Here is a 20,070-nt window from a genome sequence, read left to right on the forward strand (position 1 = left end):
TACCCGGTGATGGATACACTCTTTTCAAAGCTTACTTTAGCCGATACACATCGGGATCTGATCCGTAATGTGGTTTCGCTCAGGGAGTCGGAGGATCTGTTTGATGATTTGAGCGACACTCCGGAGGAGTGGCAAATGGCGCAGCAGGTTGAGCTGGATGCCAAGCCTCACCCCTGCCGGTCAAATCTGCCGGAAATCCACCGCCCCTTTGAAGATGCGGTATGGTTCAACGCGATAGCCTGGCCTTTTAAAAACTGGCAGGCAAGCCGTTTTTCTGACGGCTCATTTGGTGTCTGGTCTGGCAGCGACAGGGTTGAAACCACCGTTTATGAATCAGCCTGTCACTGGTTTCGGGGGCTGCTCTGCGATGCGAGATTTGAAAATGAAGCTGTCGTCATAGAGCGCAAACTCTACAGCGTGGCATGCGATGCGCTGCTGCTTGACTTTCGTCAGGTTGTTCAGGAGTATCCTGATCTGTTGCATATCTCCGACTACAGCTTTACGCATGCTGTCGGGGCACGCATCCATCGTGAAGGCCATCCCGGTCTGCTTACCCTCTCTGCCCGGCACAAGCGGGGATTGAACTATGCGATTCTGAATCCCGGAGTTCTCTCCAACCCTCGCCATCACAGCAATCTGACCTATCGTCTGGACGGGAAAGTTATCACGGTAGAGAAGAATCCCGGAGTTGCGTGGATGGAGATTGACCGCAATCAGCTTTAGTGCTACCAATGTTTCGCCCCTCCGGGGCTTGAACATCAAGCCACTCACTACGATTTATAGCGGTGCCGCATAGTCAATAGTTGTTGAGAGCTTATGGTTTTTCTGGAGCTACCGGAGTGCTTTCGGCTCTGACCGGGTCTCCATCCTTTAGCCCCAGGGTTTCGCGGGCGTTGCCGTTTCTTACGGCGATTTCAATGGTTCCGAAGCTGCCGGTGTAGGCGAGCGGCTTCTGGTCGGCGGCATCGCCGTAGGTGCGGGAGACCGGATGGCGGTGTTTGCCTGCATGAACATGCCACTTTTTCGACCGGTCAAGGAGTCGGGCGTCAAGTGAGGTGACCAGATTGCCGAAGTGGTCGGTGTAGATGATGCTTCCCTCCCATGTTTTGCCGTTATCGAGGGTATGGCACTCCGGCATCGGGATTCTTGTGCACGTTGCCGGATCGATAGATTTGCCCAGATTCTGTATCGGAACGCCGGATGCAAGGTGCGCTGCGGCGGGAGAAAAAACATCCCTGCCGTGAAAGGTTGAGCTGCGAACCGGAAGCAGGTAGCGGCTATCGGTGATGGTAACAGCCTCAGTTACGCTTCTGGTCTGCAGAATTGAGGTGAGCAGACCGTTATCGGGTGCAAGAAAGAGTGCCCGCTCTGTACGGACCGCAATCGCGTTTCGTGAGGTGCCGACACCGGGGTCAACCACCGAGATAAATATGGAGCCTTCGGGGAAAAAATCGGCTGATTTTGTGAGGATGAAGGCACCGTGAGCGATGTTCTGGGGTGTAATGGCGTGCGTCAGGTCGATGATCCTCGCTTCGGGAGCGATGGAGAGGATGACCCCCTTCATCTGGCCGACATAGCTGTCCGTGATGCCGAAATCGGTCATCAGCACGATAACAGGATGGGCGGGTACAGGCATACGGCTCAATCGATTGCGGTTTTATAGATGAGGTATCCGACAATGAGAAAGATGATGTTCGGCAGCCATGCAGCAAGTGCGGGATTCATGGCGCCCTGGTATCCGGCAATTGCGACGGTTTTCTGCAATCCGATAAAGAGAAAGCCGAAGAAGAGGGCAATGGTGATTTCAGAGGCCAGTCCGCCCCTTTTTTTCTTGGCCGAGAGCGGTACGCCGATCAGCATGACGATGAGTGAGGCGAAGGGGAGGGAGAGCTTGGTGTAGAACTTGACAGCTGAGCGATCCAGACCGGAAATACCTGCCTGCCGTTTTTCCGTGAGGTAGCGGTAGTGGCGGCTGACGTTCATCTCATCCGGCTGCAGGTTGAACTCAAGCAGTGAGCGGGGTGAGATGGAGAGTTTGACCGGTTTGCGGCCGGTGAAGCTGTACTGCTCGCTTCCGCCGGTGAACGAGCGGATTGCAGCATTCTCAAGCATCCACTCCCGGCTCTTCGGGTTGTAGCTCATGGATGCGGCATCGATTCGTGAGATGAGGTGTGCGCCGCTGAACTCCTCTATTGAGACGGCTTTGGCCGTTGATTCATCACTCCCCATACTTCCGATCGAGACAATCCGGTTCCCCTGCTCGATCAGGTGCATGTTCCGGTTTTCAGGGAGCTTTCCGGGCTCTTTGGAGAGATGCTCCCGTTCAAAGCGGGCTATACCGGCAAATGCTGAAGGGGCTATCCAGCAGGAATTGACCAGGTTCACGGCGGCGATGAACGAAGCCCCGGCAAGAAAGGGGTAGAGAAGCTGGCGCATACTGACACCGGCAGAACGGATTGCCGAGAGTTCGCTTGAAGCCGAGAGGCGGCCTGCCACCAGAATGGAAGCAAGCAGCGAGCTGACCGGAGCGGTTACCAGAACGGTGGAGGGAATGGAGAGCAGGTAGTAGCCGATAATCTGAAAAATGGAGAGATTCCTGCCCATCATATCATCAAGGTGTTCGACCATGGTGATAAGGATGAACAGGAAGACAAAGGTGGTGGAGGTAAAGATAAACGCCTTTGCAAACTGCCTGAATATGTAGCGGTCAAGAATTTTCATGCGTTATGGGCACCTCTATTTATTTATTCCGAAACCCGATTACTGCGTTGGGTGGTGCTCGAAATCCTCATGTACTGCGTGTTCACTCCGGTTTCTGTGCTCCATCCGCCTTGTCCTCGGGCTTCTCATGACAATACATAGAGGCGCCCTTATATCGAAAATGAACTAACTCTGCCTCTGTATCGCTATAAATCGTCATGAGCGGTGCAATCTGTTAGTATCCGAAAATATCCTTCAACGTAAGCTCCTTAACCGTGCCATACTTTTTCAGGGTTGCCATGTCGAGGTTCCCTTTTTTGCCGAGCACCAGCATGACATGGTTTCTGTTTCGCAGATGCTTTTTGTGGAAGGCTTCGATATCCTTGAGCGTTATGGTTGCCGCTTCGCGATAGATATCTTTTCTGATATCATGGCTGTGGCCCATTCTGACCGCATCTTCATAGTTGAAGAGCACTTCGGTTCTGGTAAGGCGCTCGGTCGAGATTTTCTGCAGAATGCCGTTCTGGGCGGACGCGAAGAGCTCGGGCGATTTCGGCAGGTCGTTCATCAGATGGCTGATCCCTTCAAGCGCTTCCGGCAGCTTGTCGGCCTGTGTGCCGATATAGCTTACCATGTAGTTGTGTTTCTCTTTCTGCTTCGGAGCCCTGTAGACCGAAAAGACGGAGTAGGCAAGGGCCTTGGCCTCGCGCAGCTCCTGAAAGACCACCGACGACATCCCTCCGCCGTAATACTCGTTGAAGAAGGTCGCCAGGGGAACCTGCAATGGATCGTAGAGCTCATCGCGCGTCAGCATGATCACCTCGGCCTGGGTCATATCATAATCGACCACATAGACCTGGTTATCCTGCTGTTCCAGCTCCGGGTAGGGATCGGATACCGGAGGCGTTTTGAATGACTCGGGGTAGTGGCGTACCGAACGAAGTTCCGCGAGCACATCCTGCGCCCTGGCCGGGCCGTAGTAGAGCACCCTGTGCTGATACTGCAGCAGATCGTGCAGCTCCGAGAGCAGTTCAGTGGATGTTACCTTGCCAAGCTCCTCATCACTCAGCACATTGGTGAAGGGAGAGGTTTTTCCATATTTCCCGTAGTTGGTCATGGCTTCGAAGAGTATTTTTTTCTTCGAAAGCTTGTCGTCTGCGCGCTCTTTCAGCTCACCGGCCTTGAGGTTCTCAAGCGCTTCTTCGTCGGGCTTGGCATCCACCAGCAGCGTTTCAAGCAGCCGGATAGCCGCCGGAGCATTCTTGCCCAGTCCGGAGAGTTTCAGGTAGACATAGTTGTCGGCCGTGAAGGCTGTGAAGCTTGCTCCGATTTTATAGAGCTCCTGGCTGAAGGCTCTCGGAGTGAGCGTGGAGGTGCCGAGATAGGAGAGATAGTCGAGCGCAAGGTTGATTTTGCGGCTGTGGTTTTTGCCGACATCAAACACATAATAGAGCGAGAAGAGCTCGTTCTCAAGGTTTTGCAGGTAGTGCAGCTTGATAGAGGGGTTGACATCCTCAAAGGTGATATCCTTCCGGTAGTCGAGAAAGACCGGTTCGGTTTTCGTTGATTTCTCTGCCAGCAGCTTTTCGGCAAATGGCGACGAGGTGTCGCGGTTTACCTTGAGCGGGGTGATCGGCGGTTTCTGGATCTTCTTTTCGCTTTTTGCCTTGCCGTGCTCCTTGTAGACCGTGACATAGTTATCGCCGTAGTGTTTATTTGCAAACGCAACAATATCGGCCTTTGTAATCTTCTCCAGACGATCGAATTGGCTGACGTGCTCCTGCCATGGCATGCCCCAGATGAAGGTGTCTACATAGGCTTCAACCCTGCCCCGGTTGCTTTCGTAGAGTTTAAGGTGTTCGAGTTTAAGGTCGTTGATGGCCGCCTCAAGCATCCAGTCGGGAAATTTCCCCTCTTTGAGCAGCTCAATCTGCTCAAGCAGCAGTGCCCGTACCTGGTCGAGGCTCTGCTCCTCCCTTGGTTTACCGCTCAGGATGTGCGCGGAGTAATCTTTCATCATCACGAGCATGGAGCCGGCATCAAGCACCTTCTGCTGCTGGTTCAGGTTGAGATCGATGAGGCCTGCGGTCTGGTTGTAGAGTATTTTGTCGAGCAGGGTCAGATAGTCGGCGTCACTGCTGTTGATGCCATTGAAGCGGTATCCGATGACCAGCTCTTCAGCCTCAGGCCCTTTGGCCTTGATGACGGTGGGCTTTTTGATCTCCTCTTCCACTGCCGGAGTGAAATGGGGGATCTCTTTTGGCTGGAGTACCGAAAACTTCCGGTCAATCACTTTTATGGTTTCATCCGGATCGAAGTCACCCGCGATACAGAGTGCCATGTTGTTCGGCACATAGTAGGTGCGGTAGTAGTCGATGACATTTTTTATCGATGGATTTTTCAGATGCTCCGCCTTGCCGATGGTGGTCTGGGTTCCGTAGGTGTGTTTTTTGAAGAGACCGGCAAAGAGATTCTCCCATATTTTGCGGCTGTCGCTGTCCATGGTCATATTTTTCTCTTCATAGACCGTTTCAAGCTCGGTGTGAAAGAGCCGCATGACCGGATTGCGGAACCGTTCGGCTTCGATTGTAAGCCACTGGTCAAACTTGTTTGACGGGATATCATTGACGTAGACCGTCTGCTCGACCCAGGTGTAGGCATTGGTGCCCTGTGCGCCGATGGAGTTGAGCAGCTTGTCGTACTCGTTGGGGACGGTGAAGCTGGCCGCTACATTGGATATGCTGTCGATATCACGGTATATTGCCGCCCGTTTGTCAAGGTCGGAGGTTGAACGGTACTCTTCATAGAGTGCCGTGATCTTGTCGAGCTCGGTGCGCTCCTTTTCATAGTCAAGAGAGCCGATGGCATCGGTACCCTTGAAGAGCATGTGTTCGAGATAGTGTGCAAGGCCGGTCGTCTCTGCCGGGTCGTTCTTGCTTCCGGCACGTACGGCAATGGAGGTATAGATTCTCGGCTCGTCCCTGTAGGGGCTCATGAAGACCGTCAGGCCGTTTTTCAGTGTATAGATTCTTGTATGGAGGGAGTCGCCCTGTGTTGTTGTGTATGGATACTGCTTCTCTTCTTTTATCATGGGTTTACAGGAAATTAAATGCAAAAAAAGTATTCCGATGGCAAATATCGGGATGCGACTGTTCATGAACGCTTGAAAATTTTCCGGCATGAAAAGATTATAATAATGGGATTAAATGTGCATAATTGCAACCGGATTCACTGTGCGTGCACGAAAATTGCCATGCCGGTGATGCTCTGTTCCGGAAAGCGGATGTCCGTTTTCGGGAGGGCCTTTTTGCATGCGGAGTTTATGGAAAGCAATCGAAGCCGGTACTTTGTTATACAAGATTCTGGAAGAACTAACAAACAGTATTAATAGTTCTTGTAGGCACCGAAAGAGAAAAGAGGAGTTCCAATATCAAGAAAAGTGAGTGTTTATGCAGGGGAGTGATCTATACAGGCTTGTGAGTCCATACAGTCCGACAGGAGACCAGCCGAAAGCCATTGAGGCTTTGAGTGAAGGCGTACTGTCGGGAAATCCCTATCAGACCCTGCTCGGCGTGACCGGTTCGGGAAAAACCTTTACCATCTCCAATGTCATAGCCCGGGTCAACAAGCCCGTTCTGGTGATGAGTCACAACAAGACCCTTGCCGCCCAGCTTTACGGAGAGCTTAAACAGTTTTTTCCTGATAATGCGGTCGAGTATTTCATCAGCTACTACGATTTTTACCAGCCGGAGGCCTACCTGCCCGCTCTTGACAAGTATATAGCCAAGGACCTTCGCATCAACGACGAGATTGAGCGTCTGAGGCTCCGGGCAACCAGCTCCCTGCTCAGCGGCCGCAAGGATGTGATTGTGGTCAGTTCGGTCAGCTGCATTTACGGCCTCGGTTCACCGGAAGACTGGAAAGCCCAGATTATCGAGCTGCGGTCGGGGATGGAGAAGGATCGGGACCTCTTTCTCAAGGAGCTGATTGCCCTGCACTATGTTCGTGACGATATCGATCCGGCACCGGGAAAGTTCCGTGTCAGGGGGGATATTATCGATCTGGTTCCGGCGCATGAGGAGCTGGCGCTGAGGGTGGAGTTTTTCGGCAACGAGATCGAGAGCCTTCAGACCTTTGATATTCACAGCGGCGAGGTGCTCGGTGTTGATACGTATGCCTTTATCTATCCGGCCCGGCAGTTTGTGGCCGAAGAGGCGAAGCTTAAGGAGGCCATGCTCAGTATTGAAAATGAGCTGGCCGGTCAGCTCAACTGGTTCCGCGCGGAAAATCGTCTGCTTGAGGCCCGTCGCCTTGAGGAGCGGACCCGCTATGACCTTGAAATGATGAAGGAGCTTGGCTACTGTTCCGGAATCGAGAACTACTCGCGTCATCTTTCCGGACGCAACGCCGGTGAACGTCCCTACTGCCTGCTCGACTATTTCCCTGAGGAGTACCTCGTTGTCATAGATGAGTCGCATGTTACCCTGCCGCAGATACGCGGTATGTACGGAGGCGACCGTTCCCGGAAAACAATTCTTGTCGAGCACGGATTCAGGCTCCCTTCGGCGCTCGACAACCGGCCGCTCCGCTTTGAGGAGTTTGAGGAGATGGCGCCGCAGGTTATTTGCGTAAGTGCCACTCCGAGCGAGCATGAACTGACCCGCTCCGGCGGTGTGGTGGTTGAGCAGCTTGTGCGTCCCACCGGTCTGCTCGATCCTCCGGTAGAGGTGCGTCCGGTCAAAGGTCAGATCGACAATCTGCTGGCCGAGATCCGTCTGCACACCGCAAAGGGGAACAAGGCGCTGGTGATGACCCTGACCAAGAGAATGGCCGAGGATCTGCACGATTTCTTCAGAAAAACCGGTATAAAGTCGCGTTATCTGCATTCGGAGATCAAGAGCCTTGAGCGCATACAGATTCTCCGGGAGCTCAGGGTTGGCGATATTGATGTGCTTGTCGGTGTCAATCTTCTGCGGGAAGGGCTTGATCTTCCCGAGGTTTCACTTGTAGCGATTCTTGACGCCGACAAGGAGGGCTTTCTGCGCAACACCCGCTCGCTTATGCAGATTGCCGGAAGGGCGGCCCGTAATGTTGAGGGGTTTGTTGTGCTCTATGCCGATGTCGTGACCCGTTCAATCCGCGAGGTGCTTGACGAAACAGCCCGCCGCCGCACTATCCAGCAGCGCTACAATGAAGAGCACGGCATTGTGCCCCGCTCAATCATTAAATCGGTTGACCAGATTCTCGATACAACCGGGGTAGCAGATGCCGAAGAGCGATACCGCAGGAAGCGGTTCGGCCTTGAGCCCAAACCGGAACGGATGCTTGCCGGTCTGCTTGAATCCATGACTCCGGCCGAGGGGTATGCCATGGCTGCCGAGCTCCGTCTTGAAATGCAGGAGGCGGCTGTGCATATGGAGTATGAAAAAGCGGCTTATCTGCGCGATGAGATTGCAAAGCTGGAGCAGGTGATGACAGCCCGTCAGCCCTCGGAGTGATGTGCACCGCTATACATCTGTTCCGCGTTTCGATTGCTTCGTTGGGCGGTGCTCAAAATCCTCATGTACTTCGTGTACATTCCGGTTTCTGCGCTCCGGCCGCCTTGCACTCAAATCGCTCACGACGATTTATAGCGGTGCCCCTCGACATATTGATATGCTGTGTTCCGAAAACGGATTTTTTCGGCGGTTTGTTTTCTTGTTTGGAATTAACGTTATATAATAAAAGGGAGTTTTCTCCCGTTTTTCCTTTGTTTCCATTTTAATGCGTTGTTCACCGGAGTTGATGTTACGATGTTAGCCCAGATAGAGAAAAACCATTACAATAAACTGAACGAGATTCTCCGGCTTTCGCGCAGGAATCTTAAAAACTTTGATGAATCGCTGATTCAGCGGGCATTTTTTATGTGCTATCGGGCACATGAGGGTGAAAAAAGGGCTTCAGGAGAGCCTTTTTTTTATCATCCGGTTGAAGTGGCCACCATTCTGCTCAATGAGCTTCCCCTTGACGGAGTCTCTGTGGCGGCAGCGCTGCTGCACGACGTTATTGAGGACAGCGGATATACCTATGAGGACATCGTTGCCGAACTTGGCGTTGAGGTAGCCGATATTGTCGAAGGGCTGACCAAGATCTCCGGTATCATGATCAACCGGGAGACAACGCAGGCGGAAGGGTTTCGCAAGATGCTCCTGTCGATGGTCAAGGATATCAGGGTCATTCTGATCAAGTTCTGCGACCGGCTGCACAACATGAGAACGCTTGAGTCGCTTCCGGAGCATCGCCGGCTGAAGATCGCGCTTGAGACCAGGGATATCTATGCACCTCTGGCTCACCGGTTCGGTCTTGGAAAAATGAAGGTTGAGTTTGAAAACCTTGCGCTCAAGTATATCGATCCGGAGATGTATGAGTTTCTCCAGCAGAAGGTTCGACTGAGCAGGGGAGAGAGGATCAACTACCTGAACAAGATGATTGATCCGATCACGGCCGATCTGGAAAAGCAGGGGTTCAAGGTGGAGGTGCAGGGACGGGCCAAGCATCTCTTCTCCATCTACAACAAAATGCGCAACAAGAACAAGGACTTTGAGGATATTCATGATCTCTACGGTCTGAGGGTGATTGTTGATACGGAGCGAATTGCCGACTGTTTTGCGGTCTACGGTTTCATTACGCAGAAGTACCCTCCGATTCCGCAGCACTTCAAGGACTACATCTCCATACCCAAGCATAACGGCTATCAGTCGCTGCATTCGGCCATCATCGGCCCGAAAGGGAACATGATCGAGCTGCAGATCCGCACCAAGCGGATGCATGAGTTTGCCGAGCTCGGTGTTGCGGCCCACTGGCGGTACAAGGAGAAAATATCGAGGGATGACGCCCATATCGACTCTTTTCTCCGCTGGGCAAGGGAGCTGATCAAGGATGCCGACTCTGCTGCGGCCTTTATGGAGGGGTTCAAGCTCAACCTCTATCACGACGAGATATACGTCTTTACGCCGAAGGGAGACATGAAGACCATGCCTGCCGGTGCAACACCGATAGATTTTGCCTATGCCATCCACACCGAGGTAGGTAACGGCTGTATCGGAGCGAAGGTCAACGGCAAGATTGTCCGTCTGAATGCGCAGTTGAAGTCCGGCGACCGTCTTGAGATCATCACCTCCAAAAACCAGAAGCCCAAGGCTGACTGGCTGAAAATTGTGGTGACCCAGCGTGCCAAGCTGAAAATACGTTCGGCCATCAATGAGGAGCGGCGCCTGCAGATTGAGAAGGGGCGCGGCATGTGGGAGAAAATGGTGAGCGGCACCAAAAAGCTCTTTACGGATAACGATATTGTCACGCAGGCCAAACGCTACGGGATCAAGACTCCGTCTGATTTTTTCAGCGCACTGGCAAACCAGCAGATCAACGGTGAAGAGGTCATGGAGCGGGTGACCAACCCCCGCAAGGATGAACCGGCCTCGAAAACCGTTGCCGATGAGGCGCGTCAGGTTGAGGATTACCTGCAGATTGCCCGTCACGATCAGGATCTGGATCGTCCGGCTTCGAAAAAGGATGAGGTGACCATTGCCGGAATGAGCAATATTGCCTACTCCTATGCAAAGTGCTGCCAGCCGGTACCCGGTGATGATGTGCTCGGGTTTGTTACCAGTGAAGGGGTGGTGAAGATTCACCGCAAGAACTGCCTCAATGTCAGTAACGAGAATCTGCTGAAAAGCGAACGGGTTGTATCGGTTTCCTGGAACAGGAAAGTCGAGACCGACTTTCTTGCCGGTATCAGGATTGTCGGTGAAGATCGTCTCGGTATTTCAAACCAGCTGACCACCGTCATCTCCAAATTCGATACCAATATCCGTAGCATTTCGCTTCACGCCCGTGACGGGATGTTTGTGGGAACCCTGATGATCTATGTCCGAAACGCTGAAAAGCTCAATACCCTTATGGACAAGCTGAAAAAGGTGCAGGGAATCTTTACGGTTGAGCGTCTGATCAGCTGAAGAGGGCAAGGAGTTATGGAAAATGCAGAGTGTTTAAGCTCCGGAGGAGCGACATATTGATAGCCCAGGGTTTCAACCCTGGGGGAAAAGATATGAACCCGATAATGAAGAGATTGTTATCATTCAATTAAACCAAATATAAACATGAGACAGGAGAGAGATATGAAATGGTCTATGGCAAAATTGCTTGCTTTTTTTCTTTTATTCAGCACCCTTTCCGGGTGCGGTTACAACAGCATCCAGCAGAATGAAGAGGCGGTGAACCGTTCATGGGGTGATCTTGAGTCGCAGTTGCAGCGGAGAGCCGATCTGGTGCCGAATCTTGTTGCCACGGTCAAGGGGGCGGCCAATTTTGAAAAGGAGACCCTTACCGCGGTTATTGAAGCGAGAGCGAAAGCGACCTCCATTCAGCTTACGCCTGCGATGCTCAGTGACCCGGCGGCCATGGCAAAGTTCCAGAGTGCCCAGGGAAATCTCTCGTCATCCCTATCGCGTCTGCTGATTGCGGTAGAGCGCTATCCGGAGCTCAAGGCCAACCAGAATTTCCGGGATCTCCAGATTCAGCTTGAAGGCACAGAAAACCGGATCAGTGTGGCCCGTCAGCGCTATAACGGTGCCGTTGAGGTTTTTAATTTCTCAATCAGGAAGTTCCCGAACTCCCTTACCAACACCCTTCTTCTGAAGTTGCAGGCCAAGTCATATTTCAAGGCTGATGAAGCAGCAAAAGCGGTACCGGCGGTGAAATTCTGATTTTGCAGTGCTATATGAAGCGATTGACAACAACGGGAGTGCGGGTTGCTCTTATTTTGCTGGCGACCCTGCTCCAGTTTATGCCATCAAACAGCCTCATGGCTGTCGGTGTGCCCGCTCTTACAGGGCGGGTTAACGATTATGCGGCCATGATCTCTCCTGCGGCAAAGGCGGAAATCGAGGCGAAACTTCAGCAGTTTGAGACGGCCGAATCGACTCAGATCGTCATTCTCACGGTTCCTTCGCTTGAGGGCGACCCGATTGAGGATTTCTCAATACGGGTTGCCGAATCGTGGAAAATAGGTCATAAAGGGAGTGACAACGGCGTGCTGCTGATTGTTTCCCGCGATGATCACAAGGTGCGTATTGAGGTTGGTTACGGCCTTGAGGGGCGGCTTACCGATCTTCTCTCCGGTCGTATTATCAATGACGAGATCGTTCCGGATTTTAAATCGGGCCGGTTTGATGCCGGATTCACCAAAGGGGTTGATGCCATCATTGCGGCGGTTCATGGAGAGTACCAGGCGAAACCACAGGCAAAAGGGAGCAACGGCAAGCCCTCCATTCCTCTTTTGTTCATTATTCTACTGGTGATCTATTTTATCAGCCAGCTCTCCCGGGGTCACCGGGGAGGCGGACCGATGATCGGCGGCCCTGGCGGCGGATTTTACGGTGGAGGAGGAAGCTTTGGCGGTGGTGGCGGAGGCGGCTTCAGCGGAGGCGGAGGTGGTTTTGGCGGGGGAGGAGCGTCAGGGGACTGGTAGGTGGGCGCTACCGATATTTCGCCCCGATGGGGCTTGAACATCAAATCGCTCACGACGATGTATATCGCTTCTATGAACACATAAAGATTGGTGATATTATGAAAGATCCGGCGGAAAAATTCCTTACAGCTGCTGAACGGCAGCATATTGAGGCGCGGGTTGCGGAGGCGGAAAAGCGCACCGCCGGAGAGATCGTGGTTATGGTGGTTCCCTCCAGTTATCACTATCCGCTTGCCTCAATGCTCGGCAGTCTCCTGACAGCGATGATTATCTCCATTGCCGTGACCTTTCTCTATGAGCAATTTATCGGCAAGGAGAGTATGTGGTTCTTTCCTGCTCTTTTCAGTATAGTGTTCATTTTTGTTCACGAAGTGATCAGGCGGGTGCCTCTGCTCAAACGCATTTTTGTTACCCGTTCCGACATGAGAGAGGAGGTTGAGGAGGCGGCTATTCAAACCTTTTATTACCGGGATCTCAACCAGACGGTTGACCATACCGGCATTCTCATCTACATCTCCCTCTTCGAGCACCACGTGCGTGTTATTGCCGACAAAGGTATCAATGACAGGGTGAACAAGGATGCCTGGCAGGAGATTGTTACGACCATTGTCGGCGGCATCCATGCCAAAACACAGGCCGCAGCAATTGCTACAGCGGTTGATCGTTGTGCAGATATCCTCTCCACTCATTTTCCGCTCAAAGCCGGTGACCGCAATGAGCTTTCCGACGAGGTTATTATCGGCGCAGGAAAATAGGGCACCGCTATGAAACACCTCTTTACTCCAAACACCATGAGCCAGTCAGGCGAGGTCTACCTGCTCAGGGAGCTGCTTGACAGGGAGGAGATTGCATGCACCATCCGCAACGAACATCTCTCCATTGCTTCAGGTGAGCTTGCGCCCCAGGAGTGCCTTCCGGCACTCTGGATTATGCATGACTCCGACTATCCCCGTGCCTGCGAGTTGAAGGCGGCATGGCGGAGCTCACTGCTTGAAACGCATCCCCAATGGGTTAGCCCGGATTGCGGCGAAGCGATTGAAGGGCAGTTCAGTTCATGCTGGAAGTGCGGGCGGCAAAGCGACGAGTAAAAACTTGTTTTCATCCGCATCCTGTTCACCCCTTTTGATCACTTCTTCAATGAAAATATTTCGCCGCTCTGTTTTGCAGGAAATCAGGATTCGTATATTGGCTTTACTTGCATGGTTTACCTTGTTTTACCATGAACAGTTTGTCCTGGATCACGGGAAAAAACGTATTTTTCTCTTTAAGGATGTTTTTTTACGCTCAGCGGCAATATCGCTCAACAACTTTAGTATAGGGTAGTTATGAAAAAAACCGCATTGTACGACTGGCATGAAAAGGCCGGAGCAAAAATTATCGATTTTGGCGGCTATCTGATGCCGGTTCAGTATGCGGGCATTATTGCCGAGCATAGGGCAGTGCGGAGTGCTGCGGGGCTTTTTGATGTCTCCCACATGGGCAACTTTTATGTCAGGGGCAAAAGAGCACTGGAGTTCCTTCAATCCATGACGACCAATGACATCTCCAAAGCCGCAGACGGTCAGGCACAGTACAATCTCATGCTCTATCCGAACGGGGGTATTGTGGACGACCTGATTATCTATCGTATTGACAGCGAAACCTTTTTTCTCATTGTCAACGCAAGCAATGCTCCGAAGGATTATGCCTGGCTGCAGGAGCATATCGGCGCTTTTGAGGGAGTTGTGCTTGAAGATCATACCGATCGTCTCTCGCTGATTGCCCTGCAGGGGCCGCTGGCGCTGAATATTCTTTCGAGAGTATTTCCTTCGACAGAAGTCAACTCGCTTGGATCATTTCACTTCTGCAGTGCGCTGTTCAATGGTTCGGAGGCGATCATAGCACGAACCGGTTATACCGGAGAGCAGGGTGTTGAGATCTGTCTTTCGAATGAACAGGCGCAACCGTTATGGGAAGCGCTCATGGAGGCGGGAAAAGAGGATGGTATTCAGCCAATCGGTCTGGGTGCCCGTGATACGCTTCGCCTTGAGATGGGTTATTCACTTTATGGCCATGAGATTGATCAGGATACCAATCCGCTTGAAGCCCGTCTGAAGTGGGTGGTCAAGATGGAGAAGGGGCATTTTATCGGTAAGGAGGCCTGCCAGCAGGTTGAAAGTAACCTCCAGAGGGGTGTTGCCGGATTCTCGCTTGAAGGTCGGGTGCTTCCCCGCCAGCATTTCAAGGTCTATAACCGTGACCGCCAGGAGATTGGCTGGGTATGCAGTGGCACCCAGTCACCGACGCTGCAGGAGCCGGTAGGTACCTGCAATATTGTTCGCCAGTATATAAAACCGGGAACACCGATTTTTGTGGAAGTTCGTGGTGGTTTCCACAGCGGTGTGATCAGGAGTCTGCCGTTTGTTACAACCTCTCTGGGTTGACGGTACAAGTTATCAAGGAGTGAGTGCACCGTGAAAATGAAAAGAGAGAAAAAAGCAGCCAAAGGGAGTGCACCGGACAGGACGATGCTCAAAAAGGAGATCATCGGCATTGCTTTTATGCTGGGCTCTCTCTATTTGATCTGTGCCATCCTGAGTTTTCATCCCGATGATGAAGCGAGCTTTGCGGCTCTTCGCTGGTATGATATATTCGGCAAAGCCGCCAGTGATGTTGCCGAGAGTATCCATAACCCTTTCGGCCTCCTTGGTGCGCGGCTTTCGGCGTTCTTTATCAACTCCTTTCTTGGTTATCCGGTTATTCTGCCTGTGCTATCCATGTTTTTCTGGGGATGGTCACTGCTTCGGGCAAAAAGTCTCAAACCAGCGCTCTTCTTTTTTCTTTACAGTGTGGTTATCTCCATTGTTGCGGCTTCCATGTTCGGACTCACGTCAGCACCATTCAGTGATGTCATGGCCGGAACAATCGGGCGTATGCTTGCCGCACTGCTTTCAACGGTCATAGGATTTACCGGCGCATGGGTTTTGCTCGGTGTGATTGCCGTAGTGCTCACCTTCTATATGGGCAAAAGTGTGTTTGCGGCACTCTCACGAATTGTTGTTACGGTCATGAGAGCGGCCAGCGTCCCGGCTGAAGCCATCAGGTCGTGGAATGAAGAGCGTCAGGAAAAAAGGGCCGAAAAGAGAAGAGTAAAACAGGAAGAGGCCTTGCGGAAAAAGGAGGAGCAGATGCGATCTGTTCCGGCACCGGTTATGCAACCGAAGGAAGAGCATCGTCAGGCAGTTCCGCTCACTTATGATGAACCTGCTCTGCCGGCGGACGCAACTCCGGCTGCATCTACCACCCTGCAGCAGTTGATCTCCCAGGTTCCCGGTGAGCCTGAGATGATTATTCATCAAACCGTTCGGGAAAAAGAGGCCGATCTTGATGAGCGTCGTCTGAAAGTACAGACCAGGGACCGTGAAGCTTACCGGTTTCCCTCGATTGACCTGCTGGAAAAGGTACCTGAGGATAATGACCATATCGATGAGCATCACCTCGCCGAAAGCAAGCGGAAGCTGCTTGAGAAGCTTGCGATCTACAAGATTGAGGTCAAGAGAATATCAACAACGGTAGGCCCCCGTGTGACCCTGTTTGAACTGGAGCTGGCGCCGGATGTCAAGGTGAGCCGGGTTAAATCCCTTGAGAATGATCTTGCCATGGCTCTTTCCGCCCGCGGAATCAGGATCATTGCTCCTATTCCCGGTAAAAATGCGGTCGGAGTCGAGATTCCCAACGGAAAGCCGAAAACGGTCTGGCTTCGCTCGGTGCTTCAGGTTGAAAAGTTCAAAAACAGCAAGATGGTTCTGCCGATTGTACTCGGCAAAACCATTGCCAATGAGGTCTACATTGCTGATCTGGCGACCATGCCGCATCTGTTGATAGCCGGTGCAACCGGTGCCGGAAAGTCGGTCTGTATCAATGTTATCATATCAAGCCTGCTCTATGCATGCAGCCCAGACAAGGTCAAATTTGTGATGGTTGATCCGAAACGGGTTGAACTCTTTCAGTACCAGCATCTGAAGAACCATTTTCTCATGCGTTTTCCCGGTATTGAGGAGCAGATCATAACCGATCCACAGAAGGCGGTCTATGCCCTGAAGTGTGTGGTCAAGGAGATGGAGCTGCGTTATGAGACCCTTGAAAAGGCGGGTGTGCGCAATATCGGTGACCTTAACCGCCGTTTCCCTGAAGAGGCGCTGCCCTATATTGTTGTGGTCATTGATGAGCTTGCCGATCTCATGATTACGGCCGGACGTGAGGTTGAAGAGCCGATCATCAGGATTGCCCAGCTTGCCCGTGCTGTCGGTATTCACCTCATTGTTGCCACCCAGCGCCCTTCGGTTGATGTCATAACCGGTATTATCAAGGCTAACTTCCCTTCACGAATTGCTTTTCAGGTGGCAAGCAGGGTTGATTCCCGCACCATTCTCGACAGCTCGGGTGCCGATCAGCTTCTTGGAAACGGTGATATGCTCTTTCAGCCTTCCGACCAGCCAAAGGCGATGCGTATTCAGGGGCCCTATGTCTCCTCGGGAGAGGTGGAGGCAATTACCTCCTTTATCGGTTCCCAGCATGCGCTCAAGAATCTCTGTGTGCTTCCGGCTCCCGATTCCCAGAAAGGCAACGGATCCCAGTCATCCGGAAGTACGGAGAAGGATGGGAGGGACAGCATGTTTGAGGAGGCGGCACGTCTTGTGGTTATGCATCAGCAGGCCAGTGTTTCGCTTCTGCAGCGTCGTTTGAGGCTCGGGTTCAGTCGTGCGGGAAGAGTGATGGACCAGCTTGAGTTCAGCGGGATTGTCAGTGAAGCTGACGGCAGTAGAGCAAGGGAAGTCCTCATCAATAACGAGGACTCCCTGGAACTACTGTTGAGAAATCTGGACGGGTAAGGGAATTTCAGACGGATTCTACGCGGACAATCTCGGGATTAGCCTTTTTGATTGCCTGCTCAACACCTGCACGCAGGGTGAGTGTGCTCATGGGGCATGAGCCGCATGCACCGAGCAGCTTGACATCAACAACCATATCCTTTGAAATCCCTACAAGCTGGCAGTCGCCGCCGTCAACCTGAAGGTAGGGACGTACGGTTTCAAGTGCAGCTATGACCCGGTCGTAAATTGCATCACTGTTTGGAAGATAATCCTTGCTGGTGCTCATGATCTGAATAGTTTTGTAATGATTAATAGTGTTTCCGGCCTGAGATTCATAGCATTAATATTAAACCTCCGCCGCAAAAAAACAACAAGGGAGCGCTTTTAATTTCCGGAATAACCTTATTTCGCTGCGGCGCATTCGGCATTGGTTATAGAAACCCTGCGGGCTACCTCCATCGCTGCACGGTTGACCGCTTCGGATGTTGCCGAGCCTGAATGGCCAAGAACATAGGGAGTGCCGTTGTCGCCGTCTTCGCGAACTTCACGGTCAATAGGGATTGAGCCGAGGAATTCAAGCCCGTGGGTTCTGGCGAAGTTCTCTCCTCCATGGTGGCCGAAAATGTAGTCTTTGGTGCCATCCGGAAGTTCGTAGTAGCTCATATTTTCAACCAGCCCGAGAATAGGTACATTCACCTTGCGGAACATGCTGACTGCCTTTGATACATCGGCAAGGGCAACATCCTGTGGTGTCGTAACGATAACCGCGCCGCTCAGCGGAATGGTCTGGACAAGGGTGATCTGAATATCACCGGTACCGGGAGGCATATCGAAAATCAGGTAATCAAGCTCATTCCAATCCACCTCATTGATGAACTGTTTGATGGCACTTGACGCCATGGGGCCCCGCCAGACAACTGCGGTATCAGTGTCAACCAGAAAGCCGATCGACATCAGTTTCACGCCATATTTCTCAAGGGGAACCAGATTCTTGTTCACCACTTCCGGTTTAGCATCAAGGAGTCCGAACATCGTCGGAATACTCGGCCCGTAGAGATCGGCATCAATCAGGCCGACTTTTGCTCCTGTTCCGGCAAGCGAGACCGCAAGGTTTACGGCAAAGGTTGATTTTCCGACACCGCCTTTTCCGGATGCTACGGCAATGATGTTTTTGACATTTTTCAGCGGTTTTTCGCTGCAGCAGGTGTGTTGCCCTTCGTGATGGTGCTCTCCATGCTGGTGGCCGTGATGGCCGCAGGAGGAGGTGACTTTCGAGCTCATGGTTACCTCAATGGCAGAAACTCCCGGTACCTGTGCGTTTACTGCCGCTATACAGGATTGCTTGATCTGCTCTTTGAGCGGGCATGCCGGTGTGGTAAGCGTTACCGTAAACGAGACCCTGTTTCCGCTCTCAATCCGGACATCGGATATCATGTTGAGTGTAACGAGATCCCTGTTCAGGTCAGGGTCATTGACGGTACTGAGCGCTGCGATAATTTGCGCTTCTGTTATGATGGACATACGACTGTGGCGATTAATGGTTAAGAGCGGTGCTCGTAGAAACAGATGATCAGCTTTCAGAGAGTGACTGCGCCTTATTTCTGCATGAAGCGAAGCGAAATCGGTACCCCTTCAAGCGAGAATGTTTCACGCAGCTTTTTTTCAAGAAACTTGATGAAATTGGTCTGCACAAGTTCCGGATCATTGCAGAAAAATGCAAATATCGGCCAGTGGGATTCGATCTGGGTCATATACTTGATTTTCAGCTCCTTGCCGGTTCTGCTTGACGGGTGCTTTTGCTGTAGAGTCTCTTCAAGGAAGCGGTTGAGAGCACTGGTGCTTATTTTACGGGAGCGGCTTTCACTGATCTGCTGTGCGGTATCAATGGCGCGGTAGAGATTCTTTTTGGTCAGCGCTGAAATAAACAGAACCGGTATGTAGCCGAGGTTGCCCATGCTGGAGCGAAGGTTATCCTCGTAGATTTTGCTGGTCTTTGAATCCTTTTCAATCAGGTCCCATTTATTGACGAGAAGGAGTGCGCCTTTTTTCTTCTCGACCGCCATATTGATGATTTTCAGATCCTGCTTTTCGATGCCGGGTGTGGCATCAAGCATGACGAGAGCAACATCGCAGCGCTCAAGTGCTTTTTCTGTCCGGAGCGAACTGTAATATTCAATTCCCCGGTCGATTTTGGTGCGTTTTCTCAATCCTGCGGTATCAATCAGAACGAACTCCTGCTTTTTGCGGGTAAACCGGCTGTCAATGGCGTCTCGGGTTGTGCCTGCTATGCTTGATACGATATGGCGGTTTGAATTGAGCAGCGCATTGACAAAGCTTGATTTGCCTACATTCGGCCTGCCGACGATGGCAAGGCTTATGGCTGAGTCCTCTTCATCAGGAACATCTTCAAGTTCGGGGAATGTTTCAAGGATATCGTCGAGCATATCCGCAACACCGCTGCCATCTTTTGCCGAGATGAAGTATGGCTTGGTGAATCCGGTACTGATAAAGGATTCAGCCTCGATAATGAGCTGGGGGGATTCGACCTTGTTGACCGCAAAGAAGAGCTGCTTGTTCTGGAAGTTGCGTTTCAGAAGCTTGCCGAGTTCGAGATCCTCGTAGGAGAGTCCGGCACGGGCATCGGTGACGAAAACAATAATATCGGCATCGCGAATGGCCATCAGGGTCTGCTCAAGCATCGCCTTGCTTATGAGGTCGCTCTCGGCGTTGTAGCCGCCGGTATCCATCAGGAGAAACTGTTTTCCCTGCCATTCTCCATCCGCGATGTGGCGGTCCCTTGTCACGCCGGGCGTACTGTCAACAATGGCGCTTCGCTGGCGCAGGATTCTGTTGAAGAGGGTCGATTTGCCGACATTGGGTCGGCCCACCAGTGCGATTAAAGGCTTCATAACAGCAGATGCAGTCTTGGTAAAAAAAGTTGGTCCGGGCTCCCCTGGAATTCCTTTTTAGATATAAGGTATAATTTGTAGAATTAAGTGAAATAATTTA

At 52.0% G+C, this 20,070-nt stretch carries 15 protein-coding genes; 9 read left to right on the forward strand and 6 right to left on the reverse strand.

The features are described 5' to 3' along the window. The first annotated feature begins 9 nt into the window (after positions 1 to 9). On the forward strand, positions 10 to 723 hold the full coding sequence (locus G9409_RS05525) for an RES family NAD+ phosphorylase (protein WP_166807809.1): 714 nt from the start codon (positions 10 to 12) through the stop codon (positions 721 to 723). 91 nt (positions 724 to 814) lie between these two features. Here the strand turns inward: G9409_RS05525 and G9409_RS05530 are convergent, their stop codons facing one another. The 3 genes from G9409_RS05530 to G9409_RS05540 form a co-directional block, all read right to left on the reverse strand. Continuing rightward, positions 815 to 1,636 (reverse strand): SAM hydrolase/SAM-dependent halogenase family protein, encoded by an 822-nt coding sequence (locus tag G9409_RS05530; RefSeq protein ID WP_166807810.1) that lies wholly within the window; start codon positions 1,634 to 1,636, stop codon positions 815 to 817. A gap of 5 nt (positions 1,637 to 1,641) precedes the next feature. Beyond that, entirely contained in the window at positions 1,642 to 2,721 is a 1,080-nt protein-coding gene (gene lptG, locus G9409_RS05535) for an LPS export ABC transporter permease LptG (protein WP_166807811.1), read from the reverse strand. A 214-nt stretch (positions 2,722 to 2,935) separates the two neighbouring features. After that, entirely contained in the window at positions 2,936 to 5,881 is a 2,946-nt protein-coding gene (locus G9409_RS05540) for a M16 family metallopeptidase (protein ID WP_166807812.1), read from the reverse strand. 268 nt (positions 5,882 to 6,149) lie between these two features. Between G9409_RS05540 and uvrB the strand changes: the two genes are divergently transcribed. The 8 genes from uvrB to G9409_RS05580 all read left to right on the forward strand — a co-directional run bounded on the left by uvrB (position 6,150) and on the right by G9409_RS05580 (position 17,079). Beyond that, entirely contained in the window at positions 6,150 to 8,198 is a 2,049-nt protein-coding gene (uvrB, locus tag G9409_RS05545) for an excinuclease ABC subunit UvrB (protein WP_166807813.1), read from the forward strand. Between the two features lie 294 nt (positions 8,199 to 8,492). Then, a complete protein-coding gene (locus G9409_RS05550; RefSeq protein WP_006365323.1) occupies positions 8,493 to 10,694 on the forward strand; it encodes a RelA/SpoT family protein in 2,202 nt (733 codons plus the stop codon). Positions 10,695 to 10,856: 162 nt separating this feature from the next. Beyond that, positions 10,857 to 11,444, forward strand: a complete 588-nt coding sequence (locus G9409_RS05555) for a LemA family protein (protein WP_166807814.1) — start codon at positions 10,857 to 10,859, stop codon at positions 11,442 to 11,444. A gap of 14 nt (positions 11,445 to 11,458) precedes the next feature. Continuing rightward, positions 11,459 to 12,208: a TPM domain-containing protein gene (locus G9409_RS05560; RefSeq protein ID WP_166807815.1), complete on the forward strand. Its 750-nt coding sequence runs from the start codon at positions 11,459 to 11,461 to the stop codon at positions 12,206 to 12,208. 98 nt (positions 12,209 to 12,306) lie between these two features. Beyond that, positions 12,307 to 12,963 carry a TPM domain-containing protein gene (locus tag G9409_RS05565; RefSeq protein WP_166807816.1) on the forward strand — a complete coding sequence of 219 codons (657 nt, stop codon included), beginning with the start codon at positions 12,307 to 12,309 and terminating at the stop codon, positions 12,961 to 12,963. 9 nt (positions 12,964 to 12,972) lie between these two features. Further along, positions 12,973 to 13,296, forward strand: coding sequence for a putative signal transducing protein (locus tag G9409_RS05570; protein ID WP_166807817.1), 324 nt, complete (start codon positions 12,973 to 12,975; stop codon positions 13,294 to 13,296). Positions 13,297 to 13,533: 237 nt separating this feature from the next. Then, positions 13,534 to 14,631: a glycine cleavage system aminomethyltransferase GcvT gene (gene gcvT, locus G9409_RS05575; protein ID WP_166807818.1), complete on the forward strand. Its 1,098-nt coding sequence runs from the start codon at positions 13,534 to 13,536 to the stop codon at positions 14,629 to 14,631. Between the two features lie 36 nt (positions 14,632 to 14,667). Next, a complete protein-coding gene (locus G9409_RS05580) occupies positions 14,668 to 17,079 on the forward strand; it encodes a DNA translocase FtsK (RefSeq protein ID WP_166808035.1) in 2,412 nt (803 codons plus the stop codon). 7 nt (positions 17,080 to 17,086) lie between these two features. Here G9409_RS05580 and G9409_RS05585 read toward each other — a convergent pair whose 3' ends face one another. The 3 genes from G9409_RS05585 to der all read right to left on the reverse strand — a co-directional run bounded on the left by G9409_RS05585 (position 17,087) and on the right by der (position 19,970). Next, the gene (locus G9409_RS05585; RefSeq protein ID WP_006365316.1) at positions 17,087 to 17,347 is read right to left on the reverse strand and encodes a NifU family protein; all 261 of its coding nucleotides are present in this window, start codon (positions 17,345 to 17,347) and stop codon (positions 17,087 to 17,089) included. 116 nt (positions 17,348 to 17,463) lie between these two features. Beyond that, entirely contained in the window at positions 17,464 to 18,582 is a 1,119-nt protein-coding gene (locus tag G9409_RS05590; protein WP_166807819.1) for an Mrp/NBP35 family ATP-binding protein, read from the reverse strand. A gap of 74 nt (positions 18,583 to 18,656) precedes the next feature. Then, positions 18,657 to 19,970, reverse strand: a complete 1,314-nt coding sequence (der, locus tag G9409_RS05595; RefSeq protein ID WP_166807820.1) for a ribosome biogenesis GTPase Der — start codon at positions 19,968 to 19,970, stop codon at positions 18,657 to 18,659. Positions 19,971 to 20,070: the final 100 nt, after the last annotated feature.

The organism is Candidatus Chlorobium masyuteum (assembly GCF_011601315.1).
Classification (GTDB): domain Bacteria; phylum Bacteroidota; class Chlorobiia; order Chlorobiales; family Chlorobiaceae; genus Chlorobium; species Chlorobium masyuteum.